Here is a 13,313-nt window from a genome sequence, read left to right on the forward strand (position 1 = left end):
AAGCAAGTAACAAATAAAACATATAGCTATACGCCCATTTGTCACTAGGCAGACGGGCGTATCGTTTTTTTATATTTTTTAAAATACAACGTTTATGAAGCAACCACAACAAGCCAAAATAGCACCTTTTCAATTAACGCACACCCCACAAGTACCCGAAATTTTACATCGTTTGGGCTGTAGTATTCTATTGTCTACTTTTCAAGCCGGAAAGTTGATTGCAATTTCTCCGAAGGATGAAAATAGCATGGTACAATTGGCGCGTAATTTTACACGACCAATGGGAATTACGTTTAGTGATGCATATCAAAAAATGGCTTTGGCCTCGTTTAATGAGGTGCTTCAATTTAGAAATACCCCAAGGTTGGCTGCTTCGTATCCTAACAAGCCAAATGTATATGACAGCTTATATATCCCTACCCAAACCAACTATACCGGACGCTTGGATTTACACGATCTTTCCTATGGTGAAAATGATCAATTATTTGCAGTAAATACGCTGTTTTCATGTATTTGTACCTTTGATACTAACTATAATTTTATACCGTATTGGCAACCTGATTTTATAACGGAATTACAACCTGAAGATCGTTGTCATTTAAATGGGATGGCTTTAAAAGATGGCAAACCTAAATATGCAACTGCATTTGCTACTACCAATAGTCGTTTTGCTTGGAAAGAGAACTTAACCCAAACAGGTGTGCTTATTGATATAGAAACCAATGAAATTATCTTGGAAGGCTTAGGAATGCCCCATACACCAAGAATAATTAATGGAGAATTATATGTATTGCTTTCAGCTACTGGGCAACTGATTAAAGTAGATATCCAAAACAAATCCTATACGGTGATTACGGAATTGAATGGTTTTGTGCGTGGGATGTCTTTCTATGAAGATTATTTATTTATTGGAATGAACAAACTGCGTCAAAACTCATCGAGTTTTGCGCATTTAGATGTAGCTAAATTATCCAACTTTGCAGGGATTAAAATTGTGCATTTACCATCAGGAAGCTTACAAGGAATCTTGCAATACCAGTCTTCGGTAGATGAAATCTACGATGTAGAAGTGTTACCGGATGTTTTTCGTCCCAACATACTTAACAATAGTACTGAACTCTTTACACAGGCAATCAATACCGAAGAGATGAGTTTTTGGCAACGTAATGAACCCTAAACTAAGGTTTTATAGTTGTTAGAACTATAATCCTATGCCTCTAGAAATGACAAGAGTTTTATAATGGAAGACATGTAAAAATATAAAAGGTGTAACTATCCTTAGATGCTTTTTTGCATTTTATATTCTTCAGAGGAATCTCCGTTTGGAGAAAAGGTAACTATGGAGTCTATAATTTGAAACCCGTTTTTAAGATAAATGGCAAGGCTGTTTTTATTTTGTTGATTCACCATGAGTTCAATAGTAGGAATTCTATGAGCTGATGCAAGTTGATACACATATTCCAAAGCTAATTTGCCTATTTTTAAACCACGAAAGGATTGTAATACATATAACTTGCTTAAAATCAATTTCTCTTTTACTAGTTGAACACCTAAATAGCCTGTATTTTGATCATTGAACTGTAAAAGAAAATAGCGGAAGTGCTCCTTTTTGATTTGAGTTTGAATGGTGTCTGCTGTTTGGTATTTTTGGATGAAATAGTCTACATAGTCAGGGTTGACTATTGGGGTGTAGATTTCGTGAAAAATTTCATGGGCTAATTTTTTGATGATCTGAATTTCATCTATGGTAGTTACTTCTTTGATGGTAATCATTTGCATGAGAGGTTTGGTATGATACCTTCACGTAGAAAGTATTCTAGTTTTTAATCAACTACAAAAGTAGTAAAGATGTATGGATTTTTGGGTGTTTACAATAAGTTGAAAATTTAGTGGAGTTGGCTGTATTTATTTGCTTAATAAGTAGTAATTGTAGTAGACAAAAGTGTCTAAATTACTTTTTAAATATATTTTCGTCCATGAAATTGAAGGTAGGGAAAGTAGGTTAATTACGTTAAGATTAACGTAATTTTAATGTATGATATAATAAGATATAATTTAGAAAACTCATTTTCTAAGTGTATTAGAAATTCCTATTTTTACCATTCTAATAGCTACGGACTAACTGGTTTTTAAAATGCTTCGGTACTATGGCAAGTAATCATTCGCAAATTATTCAATATCATTTACATGAAGAGAATTTAACCGAATTACAGTTCGAGATCCATTCATTGGAGGATTATATTTGTGAGCACCAAACAAAAATGACCAAGCCACATTCTCATACTTATTATCAGATTCTATGGTTTGAAAAGGGAGCAGGAAAGCATTATGTAGATTTTAAGGAATATGAGGTAGTTGAAAATACACTTTTTTTTATCACAAAAAATCAAATACATTACTTTGATAAAAATCCATTATATAATGGAGTTGTGATGGTGTTTAATGATGTTTTTTTAGCTGATAGCGAAAACTATATGGAGTCTTTTTTAAGGGATACCATTTTTAATAATTTTGAAAGTGACCCTCGTTTTCAAATCAGTAAAAGGGAAGTTGATACTTTTCATAGAATCACTGAACTTATGCGTATGGAGTTTCAGGAGAAAGATGATTTTACACGTAAGGAGTATTTAAGGCATTTATTGAATTTGGTTCTCATTACCCTACAGCGAATTGGAAAAAGAAACCACGATGTATCACTACCAATGCAACATCAAAGTCATATGGTGCTGGTAAAGTTTAAACAATTACTGGAAAAACATTATAAAGAGAAGCATTTAGTACAGCAATATGCAGTTATGCTAGACATATCGGTGAAAACCTTAAGCAATGTAACTAAAGTACTTACACAAAGAAGTCCGTTAGCCTTGATTAATGAACGGATTGTTTTGGAAGCCAAACGCTTACTGTCTTACTCAGGAATGAGTATTAGTGAAATAGCCTTTGATGTAGGTTTTGAAGATCCTTCCTATTTTGCTAAATTTTTTAAACGACAATCTGGGATACTACCTAATGAATTTAGGAGACTACATTCCTAAATTTACCATTTATTTTCCTGTTTTCACCTTGTGCTTAATAGGGGATGAATCTACCTTTAAACCCTTCTTAAAAAGAAATTTTTCAGACCTTCTTTGAGATTAGGTAAAACGGTAAATTCAAATACATGAAAAATAAAGTACTCTTAAAAATAGGAACGGAATTAGCGCGAATAATTCTTGGAGGTACATTTGTATTCTCTGGTTATGTAAAGTCAGTAGATCCCTATGGAACAGCTTATAAAATTGATGATTACTTAGATGCATTTCACTTGTCAAGACTCGCTTTTTTAGATATGACCATTTCATTTGTGCTTTGTGGATTTGAATTGATGTTAGGAATCATGTTGTTATTGGGAATTTTCTCCAAATGGACAACTCGGTTAATGTTGATAACCATGTGTTTTATGACACCATTAACCTTGTATTTAGCCATTGCCAATCCGGTAAGCAGTTGCGGATGCTTTGGAGATGCTTTGGTTATTACCAATTGGGAAACGTTTTATAAAAATGTAGTATTACTAGCTTTAGCAATCTTTTTGATTTTTTACTATCATTCCATAACACCACTTTTTAAACCTAAGAAGCAAGTAATAGCTTTAGGTTGGACCGTTCTTTATGGAGTATTGTTCCTTTTTTATAATTTGTATGCAGATCCTTTATTAGATTTTAGACCTTATAAACAAGGAGGTAACCTACCAGCACTAATGACGGTAGATCCTGATAAACAGCCGGTAACAGAACTTACTTTTATTTATGAGAAAGATGGTAAACAGCAACGTTTTCCTGAGGATAATTATCCATGGCAGGATAGTACATGGACTTTTGTAAAAGTAGATTCTAAAATCATAAAAGAAGGGGAGTTACCACCTATTACTGATTTTGCTATAGATGAAATTGTTTTTAATACAGCAGATTCTGATATAGAAGATCAGTATGATATCACGGAAGATATTTTTCAAGATGAAAAGTATACTTTTCTGGTGATTGCTCCATTTTTATCAGAGATCAATGAGACAGTACATAAAAAACTTCAGACATTAACGGCTTATACGAAACACTATGGGTATCACTTGATACTACTAACAGCATCTGACAAACAAGAGATATTGAATGCGCATCAGCTATATGGAGATGGAATGCAATTTGCGTATACAGATGAAAAAGTTTTAAAGACCATTGTTCGAAATAATCCGGGATTATTAGTGTTAAAAAAAGGAACCATAGTAGCTAAATGGAATCAAATGACATTCCCAGAATTTAGTACAGCTGCCCAATCGATTTCCCAAATAGTAGCACAACATTCAACAAGTATAGGAAATGCTACCAAAGTGTTCTTTTCGTTATTGGTATTGGTGGTTCCGTTAGCATTGTTGCGATGGATTGGTAAATAAAAATATGAATCAAGTATTTATTAGTGTAGAAAAACGCGTAAATATAAGTACTCTTACAGTGTATCTGATGGAGAATATGTAGTGATTTTATCCAAAATAATGGGTATTTTGGCTCTTTAAATAAATAAAATTAGAACACGATGAAAGATTTAGTGGCGCAAATTCAAGCGCAATTTGAAGCATTTCAAACAGATGCAACCTTGTAGGTAGAAAATGGGAACAAAGCAGCAGGTACGCGTGCGAGAAAAACAACCTTAGAATTAACTAAGTTGATGAAAGAATTTCGTAAGGTTTCTTTAGAGGAATCAAAGAAGTAAGTATCTTTCAAGTATAAAAAAGAGTACAATGATCCATTGTACTCTTTTTTTGGATATGCTTAACAATAGCATCAATAGTTCTATTGTTCCATACGGCATTTTTTAGCATATCTGATACTGCTCTCCAGTGAGAATGGTGCCAAATTTTAGGAGAGTACCTTTTAAGATACTCGTTAATTTTCTTAATTTACAGAGCATCATCAATGTAATTGAATGACTTTGTACCATTAACCTTACTATAAACTATACTGGTTATGATACTTCTTGCATTTTTCGAATTTGTGGTAAGAGTATTTTCTTTGGAGTTAGAGGGATTAATTTAGTTAATAATTTTTGGATAGGAGATAGGCCGGTAATAACATCTAATTTACCTTCCATCATTCCATTATATCCATCTTCGGCAACTTTTTGGGCACTGGCTAAATTCACAAATACGGCCGTTTTATCCATACCTGACACTTCACCAAACTTTGATTCTGTAGCTCCGGGCATAAGGGTAGTTACCGTAATATTTGTAGCATACAATTCTTCAGCCAACGCATTGCTAAATGAGGTGACATAGGCTTTTGAAGCATAGTAGACTGCTTGTAGAGGTCCCGGTGTTAAAGCTGCTGAGGAAGAAACGTTAAGGATTTTCCCTTCATTTCTTTTTACAAAATCCTGTAAAAAATAGTGTGTAAGACTGGTGAGTGCGGTTATATTCACGGCTATCATAGAGAGATCATCTTTCAGTTTTCTTTGGTGGAATTTGCCCAAACCTCCAAACCCGGCGTTGTTTATCAAATAGTCCACTTGTAATCCGGCTGTTTTTACATATTCATAGATTTCTTGTGGAGCTTCAGGTTCTGTTAAGTCTTTTGTTAGAACTGTGACATGAATTGCATACTTACTTTCAAGCTCTTTTTTTAATGCAATCAACTTGTTCTCACTTCTTGCAATGACAATTAAGTCGCCTCCTTTTTGGGCATGAATATGAGCGAGTTCTTTTCCGATACCACTGCTGGCTCCTGTAATTAAGGCTGTTTTTTTCATTGGATAATAGCTACGTTTGCATGTATTTTTCAAGGTTTTTAATTTAAATGGTGGGCTTTGGAAAATGAAAGGAACTTCTTGTATGGATTCCTCCATCAATGGGAATGGTAATACCATTCACATAGGAGGCTCTGTCGCTTATCAGTACAGCAGCCATTTTAGCAATATCCTCAGGAACTCCAAATCTTGCTGAAGGAACTTGTGCAATTAGATTTTCTTTTGTTTCAATGGGAAAACTATTCAGCCATTCATCAAACATTGTAGAACGGATAGGACCGGGTGATATCACATTGGCTCTGATGCCATACGTGCCATATTCTGCTGCCAGTGTTTGCGTTAAAGCAATGATACCGGCTTTGGCTGCTCCATAAACTCCCTGTCCAGGAGATCCATCTAATCCGGCTCCTGAAGAAGTAGAAAGTACAACACCGCAACCTTGCTTTAAAAAGTAAGGTAACACTGCTTTGATACCATAAAAAACAGAAGCTAAATTTAAATTAATTAATTTTTGAAATTCCTCAGCAGTAACCTCTCCAATTGGTTTTGTGATGGGGCCTCCTGCATTATTAAAAATGGCATCAATTTTTCCGAAATGTGTAACCGTATCTTCTACCATTTTAGAGACTGCTTCTAAGGAGGTTACATCGATGGTCATTGCCAGAGCTATTCCTCCTTGTTTCTCAATGAGTTGGGCTGTTTCCTGTACGGCTGTTGTATGAATATCTACCACCACAACCTTTGCACCATCTAAAGAAAATTGAAGTGCACTTGCACGTCCTATGCCGCTACCTGCTCCGGTAATAATGGCAACCTTATCATCTAATAATTTTTTCATTGTATATCAATTGTTTTATATAGTTTAATGTTTAGCCAACAGTAGACCAACGGGGAACACACTTTCTTTTTAAGAAAAACTTGGATATACTTGTGCGGTTATCCCACCATCAACGGGTAAAGTTATCCCTGTGATATGGGCAGATACATCTGAAAAAAGAAACAAAACGGTATTGGCAATATCCGCTGGTTTTCCAGCTTTTCCTTGAGGTACAGACATGGCTAAGATAGCTTCTTTTTCAGCTAGGGTTTTGGCAGGAACGTCCTTTAATGCCATCTCGGTGGTTATGGTTCCGGGTAAAATCGAATTAACTCTAATGCCAGATTTGGCCACTTCTAATGCCGCTACTTTTGTCAAACCGACTACAGCATGTTTTGAAGCACTATAGGAAGCTAATCCCGGAAGTCCACCCACAGCACCCATGGAGGCTGTGTTCACAATACTTCCATTTCCTTGTTTTTGCATTATGGGTATTATATGCTTCATTCCAAGAAAAACGCCTTTGACATTGACGGTTAATACCCGATCGAAACTTACCACATCGGTATCTGTGAGAGGGGTGGTAGTACCCAGAATTCCGGCATTATTAAAAAAGCCATCGATTCTCCCAAATACAGTCATGGCATATGTTACATAGCCAATAACTTCTTGTTCTAAAGATACGTTTGCCTGATATACTTCGGCAACTCCACCAGAAGCATTGATTATTTTTTTGCTATCAGCCAGTCCCTTAGCATCGATATCGACTAATAGTAGCTTATAACCCGCTTTTGCCGCAGCAATACCGGTTGCACGACCTAATCCGTTGGCGGCTCCTGTAATGATTACAACATGATCATTCATATTTTCTTTTAAATTGGTAATGATTTTTTTCAAAAATAAGAAGTTCATGGTTTACTTTTGATACCAGTTACCTAAGAGATACCAAAATGAAGAAAGATATTCAAACAATCAATAAGGAAATAGCCTATATACAGGATACACTATATGTTATTAATGGTAAATGGAAACTTCCCATACTAATTGCCATATACAATGGGGTGTATCGCTTTAGGGAGATTCAACGATATGTGGGAGCCATTACCCCAAAAGTACTCTCAAATTACCTAAAAGACTTAGAAGAAAATAAATTGGTGATTAGAAAGGTATTTGACTCTTCTCCTGTTTTGGTAGAATACCATATTACGGAGTATGCTAAAACACTTGAACCGATGATGCGAGAAATGGTGTCATGGGGAGCAAATCATAGAATAAAAATTAGCCAAGAAAGCAAAACGATCAACTAAGAGATCATCAAAGACAGTCTTAACGGATCTGAATGTATGATGTAAAGACCTTTATACCTCTATACCTCAGAAATTTCCGCCCGATTCATGTGCCTACTTTTTGGAAGTCTTTCCTATAGATAACTTCTCAAAACTTCCATCATTTTTTATCCAAGCGCCAGTATGCGGTTTTATCTCGTTTCAAGCGCAAAGGTATTTTCGTGTTATAGGCATCGGCAAGGTCAGGCTCTTCCGAGTTTGCCCGCAAATCTCCACCTGTACAGGTTGTATTTGCTGTGCAAAACCTTGCCCTGCCTTCACACGTACCTTATCTGCTCGTGAAACGAAACAAAGCATACTCCGGCTCTTTAAACGAATAAAAAAAATGTCAGTAGTGAAAATAACACATATCGGTATTGGAAACAGCAAGAAACAAAACTTCAGCACCTCCTCTCATTACCGAATAATTACACTGACTTTTTTAAAGGATTGTAGAACTTTTAAAAATTTGAAATCATGAACATTACAGGAAGATTGACACGAGATGCACAGGTGCATACCACCCCCAAAGACAAACAAGTAGTAAACTTTTCGGTAGCTATTAACGATAGTTATCGAAACAAACAAGGAGAGCGCATCGAGCAGACTACTTTTTTTGATTGCTCATACTGGATTAGTCCTAAGGTAGCTGCCATACTGACCAAAGGAACTTTGGTGGAACTCACGGGAAGGGTAAGCGCTAGAGCTTGGACAGGAAGTGACGGAGAAGCCCATGCAGGGCTGAATTTCCATACCTCCCGTATTAAACTCCATGGAGGCGGAAATAAAGCAAAGGACGGAAATGTTTCAAATACGAAGCAAGCGAAAGAGACTGAGGACGATTTGCCTTTCTAAACAAATCAATTCACACATTTTAAATCATTGAATTATGGGACATCAAATTAATTTTAACGAGCATACCGGACGTTATTCCTTTTTTAGCGTTCAGGAAAAAGCATGGCATGGATTAGGTCAAATTATTCACCAGTACCCAACCAGTGCCGAGGCGATTACCCACGCAGGATTGGACTATGAAGTAGTAAAATCCCCGCTCTATACCAAAGGATTAGAAAGTTCTGAAATAGCGAAAGAACTTGAGGTTCCTGAATATTATGCTACAGTACGCACCGATACCGACCAAGTATTGGGTGTGGTAGGCAAAAACTACCAAATCATACAAAACAAAGAAGCGTTTACCTTCTTTGATGCCATTGTCGGTGGAGATATGGGCATCCTTTATGAAACTGCAGGGGCTTTAGGCAGTGGAGAACGCATCTTTATTACCGCCAAACTTCCTCATTATATTCGAGTAGGTAACGGAGATGATGTAAGCGAAAAATACCTTTTCCTAACAACTTCACATGATGGTACCGGAAGTATTACAGCCGCTTTTACACCCATTCGTATCGTGTGTCAAAATACCTTAAATGCATCACTTCGCAGTATGAGTAATGTGGTACGTATCAAACATACTTCAGGAGCCAAGCAGCATTTAATCAATGCCCATAAAGTAATGGGACTAGCCAATACCTTAAGTACCCAATTACAAGGTATTTTTAATCAGTGGGCAACCGTCAAAGTAACCGATTCCGAAGTGCGTAAACTCATTCAGTTGGCACTGTGTCCGAACAAAGAAACCTTGGAGTTACTCCAAAAAGGAGCGGAGTCCGATACTTCCACACTTTTTAAAAATACGGTAAATGATGCTTTTTCCTATGCGATGATGAGCGATACCCAACAATTAGATACCACCAAGGGAACCTTATATGGGGCATATAATGCTGTAACAGGCTATTATCAAAATGTACGTAAGTACAAAACCCATGAAGCCAAGTTACAAAGTATTGTGCTGGGTGGTACTGCGCAAAACAAATCGCAGAAGGCATTTGACATTTGTGCTGCCTTTGCTAAAGAAGGAGCAGATGTATTACACCTCAATTAATCACCATAGGCTACTGCTTTTTAAGTAGGGTGGTAGCCTTTTAAAATACTTTTTAAGGAGGGTTGCCTATTAATTCTAGTATTCTTTGAAGTACACTAGTATTTGGAGCAAATAATAGATTATTATCGCGCCGGCCAAAACATACGCCCATTTGTTTTGGACGTATGTTTTTGCCGTAAAGCGGAATACTTTTTTTGATAAGATATGCTTTTAAATAATGTGTAACTTATTAAAATGATTCAACATTCAAAGTCCCTTAATCCATTAAAAAGAGCGAAATACCATTCTGATAAGTTCATTAAAATTTTACTTTTATATGTAACTCTTTAATCTTATTTACAAAACCATTATCTTTATACCTAAACCAATAAATATCAGTAAGATGAGATTTCCTTTCATTACTTGGATAGCTTTTTTCATTTTTTTGAGCACCTATGCTCAAACAGAGCTTCACGGTTTTATAACAGAGCAAAATAGTGGTAATAAACCTGTAAAGAATGTTCGTGTAAGCAGTTTTTCAGCAAATGAAATAATGACTAACTCTGATGGTTCTTTTATACTGAAATTTCAAAATGGATTTCCCGGTATTAATGTCACCTTAGAAGTAAAAAGAGAGAAATGGATAGTAATTAGTGAAGATAAGCTTAATTTAAATTTACCTGAAGATCCCATTAATAATAAATGGCAATTGGTAATGTGTAAAGAATCTATTTATCTCGCACGTCAAGAAGAATTTAGAACAAAAATCAGACAAAATATTCAAAAAGAATACGATAATAAATTAAAGTCAATTGATAAGGAAAAAGAAGGTTGGCAGAAAAAAGCAAATCAATTATATGAGGATTACCAACAATTACAAAAAAGATTTAACGAAATAGCAGAGGAGTATACCCGAACAAATTTAGATGATTTAAATGAGAAGGAGATTGAGGCATATAAATTATTTGAAGAGGGAAAATTCAATGAAAGTATTGCTTTAAGAGAGAGCTTTGATAGTGAAAAGAATTTAATTAACGCTATAAACGAGCAAAAAAAAGCGGAGAAAGAACAAGTTAAGTTGGATAGTATACTTAAAGCAAAAAAAAAGGAGATCGCTTTTAACAAAAATAATTTAAGAAAATTAGCAAAGGAATATGAACTGCAGTTTGAATTTGATCTAGCAGGAGAAACTTTGGAGAAATTAGTTAATGCTGATTCAACTGATTTGAAAAGTAACTATGATTATGCTTATTTCCTAGCAAAACAAAATAAACATCAAGAAGCAATAAAATTTTATGCAACTTCTTTGTTGTTGAATGATAATGAGTATGGTAAATCAGCTGTGTATAATAATTTAGGCTTGTTATATAAAGATACTCAAGATTATGGTAAAGCCTTAATGTTCTTTACTAAATCTCTTGAAATTCTAGAACTATTAGCCTTGAAAAATCCGAAAGTTTATGAACCTGTTTTGGCAGGTACTTTAAATAATATAGGCGGATTATATCATGATACAAAAGATTATAGTAAAGCCTTATCGTCATATACTAAAGCTCTTGAAATAGAAGAACGATTGGCCTTGAAAAATCCAGAAGTTTGTGAACCAGATTTGGCAAGTACTTTAAATAATATAGGCGGATTATATCATGATACTCAAGATTATGGTAGAGCATTATCGTCATATATTAAAGCTCTTGAAATTCTAGAACGATTAGCCTTGAAAAACCAAGATGTTTATGAACCTGATTTGGCAGGTACTTTAAATAATTTTGGATCTTTATATAGAGAGACAAAAGATTATGGTAAAGCCTTATCGTTATATACTAAAGCTCTTGAAATAGAAGAACGTTTAGCCTTGAAAAATCTGGATGTTTATGAACCTGATTTGGCAAAGACTTTAATTAATTTAGGAATTTTATATCATGATACTAACGATTATGGTAATGCTTTATCGTCATATACTAAAGCTCTTGAAATAGTAGAACGTTTAGCCTTGAAAAACCAAGAAGTTTATGAACCTGTTTTGGCAATAACTTTAAATAATTTTGGATCTTTATATAGAGAGACAAAAGATTATAGTAAAGCCTTATTGTCATATACTAAAGCTCTTGAATTACGAGAACGTTTAGCCTTGAAGAATCCGGAAGTATATGAACCTGATTTGGCAAAGACTTTAATTAATTTAGGAATTTTATGTAAAGATATTAAAGATTATGGTAATGCCTTATCGTTATATGCTAAAGCTCTTGAAATTATAGAACGTTTAGCCTTGAAAAACAAAGATGTTTATGAACCTGATTTGGTAAGGACTTTAAATTATTTAGGGGCATTATATTTTGAAACTAAAGATTATGGTAATACCATATTGGTATTTACTAAAGTTCTTGAAATACGAGAACGTTTAGCATTGAAAAATCCGGATGTTTATGAACCTGCTTTGGCACAAGTTTTACATAATTTAGGCTTGTTATATTATGCTACTCAAGATTATGGTAAAGCCTTATCGTTACATACTCAAGCTCTTGAAATACGAGAATGTTTAGCCTTGAGAAATCCGGATGTTTGTGAACCAGATTTGGCAAGTACTTTACACGATTTAGGCTTGTTATATTATGCTATACAAGATTATGGTAAAGCCTTAACGTCATATACTAAAGCTCTTGAAATTCTAGAACGATTGGCCTTGAAAAATCCGGAAGTATATGAACCTGATTTGGCAAAGACTTTAATTAATTTAGGAATTTTATATAGAGCTACTAAAGATTATAGTAAAGCTTTATCGTCATATACTAAAACTCTTGAAATAGAAGAACGATTGGCCTTGAAAAATCCAGAAGTTTGTGAACCTGATTTGGCAAGTACTTTAAATAGTATAGGAGTATTATATTATGAAATGAATGATTATAAAAACGCTTTAAAATGGTATTATCAATCATTAAGATTCTATGATAATTTAGTAAAAAAAAATCCAGTAATCTATAAGAAATATTTTTCAGACGTATTATCTAATTTCGAACTGGTGCATTTGAAAATGATTGAAAATGCTGAAACTTTTAAAGATAAAATAATAGTACAAAACCAAATTATTGCTTTTTATGAGTTCTTAGTAAAGGAATATGCATTAGATTATACAATTAATCTTGGTAATAGTTATCGAACTTTAGCATGGTATTGTTTATTTGATAAAAAATTTGAAGAAGCAGAAAAAGCCGCCAGAGAAGCACTTAATCCCACCAAGTTTCAAAAACCTGAAGGGTATGATGAGAAATTGGAATGGGTAAATACCAACCTGGCTTTGGCGTTACTTTTTCAGGGTAAATATAAAGAAGCTGAAAAAATATACAAATCTTTAATGAATAAGCCTTACGAGGATTCAACCTATAAAACAGTTTTCTTAGCGGATTTAGAGGAATTGGAGAACGCGGGGATAACACACCCTGATGTAGCAAAAATAAGAGCGTTATTGACTAAATAGTAA

At 34.6% G+C, this 13,313-nt stretch carries 11 protein-coding genes and 1 pseudogene; 8 read left to right on the plus strand and 4 right to left on the minus strand.

Annotated elements, in window-relative coordinates; translation table 11 throughout:
- Nucleotides 1-94 precede the first annotated feature (94 nt).
- Nucleotides 95-1,177, plus strand: coding sequence for a TIGR03032 family protein (locus tag Y10_RS09110; RefSeq protein WP_281765075.1), 1,083 nt, complete (start codon nucleotides 95-97; stop codon nucleotides 1,175-1,177).
- 101 nt (nucleotides 1,178-1,278) lie between these two features.
- Here Y10_RS09110 and Y10_RS09115 read toward each other — a convergent pair whose 3' ends face one another.
- Nucleotides 1,279-1,773, minus strand: a complete 495-nt coding sequence (locus Y10_RS09115; protein ID WP_281765076.1) for a GNAT family N-acetyltransferase — start codon at nucleotides 1,771-1,773, stop codon at nucleotides 1,279-1,281.
- 374 nt (nucleotides 1,774-2,147) lie between these two features.
- Between Y10_RS09115 and Y10_RS09120 the strand changes: the two genes are divergently transcribed.
- The 3 genes and pseudogenes from Y10_RS09120 to Y10_RS09130 all read left to right on the plus strand — a co-directional run bounded on the left by Y10_RS09120 (nucleotide 2,148) and on the right by Y10_RS09130 (nucleotide 4,743).
- Complete coding sequence (locus Y10_RS09120; RefSeq protein ID WP_281765077.1) at nucleotides 2,148-3,035, plus strand: helix-turn-helix domain-containing protein; 888 nt, start codon at nucleotides 2,148-2,150, stop codon at nucleotides 3,033-3,035.
- Nucleotides 3,036-3,160: 125 nt separating this feature from the next.
- Nucleotides 3,161-4,426 (plus strand): BT_3928 family protein, encoded by a 1,266-nt coding sequence (locus Y10_RS09125; RefSeq protein ID WP_281765078.1) that lies wholly within the window; start codon nucleotides 3,161-3,163, stop codon nucleotides 4,424-4,426.
- Nucleotides 4,427-4,566: 140 nt separating this feature from the next.
- Nucleotides 4,567-4,743: pseudogene (locus tag Y10_RS09130) on the plus strand (histone H1).
- A 252-nt stretch (nucleotides 4,744-4,995) separates the two neighbouring features.
- Here Y10_RS09130 and Y10_RS09135 read toward each other — a convergent pair.
- The 3 genes from Y10_RS09135 to Y10_RS09145 all read right to left on the minus strand — a co-directional run bounded on the left by Y10_RS09135 (nucleotide 4,996) and on the right by Y10_RS09145 (nucleotide 7,501).
- Nucleotides 4,996-5,871 (minus strand): SDR family NAD(P)-dependent oxidoreductase, encoded by an 876-nt coding sequence (locus tag Y10_RS09135; RefSeq protein ID WP_281765079.1) that lies wholly within the window; start codon nucleotides 5,869-5,871, stop codon nucleotides 4,996-4,998.
- On the minus strand, nucleotides 5,819-6,610 hold the full coding sequence (locus tag Y10_RS09140) for an SDR family NAD(P)-dependent oxidoreductase (RefSeq protein ID WP_281765080.1): 792 nt from the start codon (nucleotides 6,608-6,610) through the stop codon (nucleotides 5,819-5,821). Before Y10_RS09140 ends, Y10_RS09135 begins: the two co-directional genes overlap by 53 nt.
- A gap of 69 nt (nucleotides 6,611-6,679) precedes the next feature.
- Nucleotides 6,680-7,501 (minus strand): SDR family NAD(P)-dependent oxidoreductase, encoded by an 822-nt coding sequence (locus Y10_RS09145; RefSeq protein WP_281765081.1) that lies wholly within the window; start codon nucleotides 7,499-7,501, stop codon nucleotides 6,680-6,682.
- A 38-nt stretch (nucleotides 7,502-7,539) separates the two neighbouring features.
- Between Y10_RS09145 and Y10_RS09150 the strand changes: the two genes are divergently transcribed.
- The 4 genes from Y10_RS09150 to Y10_RS09165 all read left to right on the plus strand — a co-directional run bounded on the left by Y10_RS09150 (nucleotide 7,540) and on the right by Y10_RS09165 (nucleotide 13,310).
- The gene (locus Y10_RS09150; RefSeq protein ID WP_281765082.1) at nucleotides 7,540-7,896 is read left to right on the plus strand and encodes a winged helix-turn-helix transcriptional regulator; all 357 of its coding nucleotides are present in this window, start codon (nucleotides 7,540-7,542) and stop codon (nucleotides 7,894-7,896) included.
- 495 nt (nucleotides 7,897-8,391) lie between these two features.
- On the plus strand, nucleotides 8,392-8,769 hold the full coding sequence (locus tag Y10_RS09155) for a single-stranded DNA-binding protein (RefSeq protein ID WP_281765083.1): 378 nt from the start codon (nucleotides 8,392-8,394) through the stop codon (nucleotides 8,767-8,769).
- A 34-nt stretch (nucleotides 8,770-8,803) separates the two neighbouring features.
- The gene (locus Y10_RS09160; protein ID WP_281765084.1) at nucleotides 8,804-9,856 is read left to right on the plus strand and encodes a DUF932 domain-containing protein; all 1,053 of its coding nucleotides are present in this window, start codon (nucleotides 8,804-8,806) and stop codon (nucleotides 9,854-9,856) included.
- A gap of 382 nt (nucleotides 9,857-10,238) precedes the next feature.
- Entirely contained in the window at nucleotides 10,239-13,310 is a 3,072-nt protein-coding gene (locus tag Y10_RS09165; RefSeq protein WP_281765085.1) for a tetratricopeptide repeat protein, read from the plus strand.
- The last annotated feature ends 3 nt before the right edge of the window (nucleotides 13,311-13,313 follow it).

The organism is Neptunitalea lumnitzerae (genome assembly GCF_027924185.1).
GTDB lineage: Bacteria > Bacteroidota > Bacteroidia > Flavobacteriales > Flavobacteriaceae > Neptunitalea > Neptunitalea lumnitzerae.

Coding starts and splice junctions, on each gene's coding strand:
- Y10_RS09110 (WP_281765075.1), top strand. CDS start 95: ATGAAGCAACCACAACAAGCCAAAATAGCACCTTTTCAATTAACGCAC.
- Y10_RS09115 (WP_281765076.1), bottom strand. CDS start 1,773: ATGATTACCATCAAAGAAGTAACTACCATAGATGAAATTCAGATCATC.
- Y10_RS09120 (WP_281765077.1), top strand. CDS start 2,148: ATGGCAAGTAATCATTCGCAAATTATTCAATATCATTTACATGAAGAG.
- Y10_RS09125 (WP_281765078.1), top strand. CDS start 3,161: ATGAAAAATAAAGTACTCTTAAAAATAGGAACGGAATTAGCGCGAATA.
- Y10_RS09135 (WP_281765079.1), bottom strand. CDS start 5,871: ATGGAGGAATCCATACAAGAAGTTCCTTTCATTTTCCAAAGCCCACCA.
- Y10_RS09140 (WP_281765080.1), bottom strand. CDS start 6,610: ATGAAAAAATTATTAGATGATAAGGTTGCCATTATTACCGGAGCAGGT.
- Y10_RS09145 (WP_281765081.1), bottom strand. CDS start 7,501: ATGAACTTCTTATTTTTGAAAAAAATCATTACCAATTTAAAAGAAAAT.
- Y10_RS09150 (WP_281765082.1), top strand. CDS start 7,540: ATGAAGAAAGATATTCAAACAATCAATAAGGAAATAGCCTATATACAG.
- Y10_RS09155 (WP_281765083.1), top strand. CDS start 8,392: ATGAACATTACAGGAAGATTGACACGAGATGCACAGGTGCATACCACC.
- Y10_RS09160 (WP_281765084.1), top strand. CDS start 8,804: ATGGGACATCAAATTAATTTTAACGAGCATACCGGACGTTATTCCTTT.
- Y10_RS09165 (WP_281765085.1), top strand. CDS start 10,239: ATGAGATTTCCTTTCATTACTTGGATAGCTTTTTTCATTTTTTTGAGC.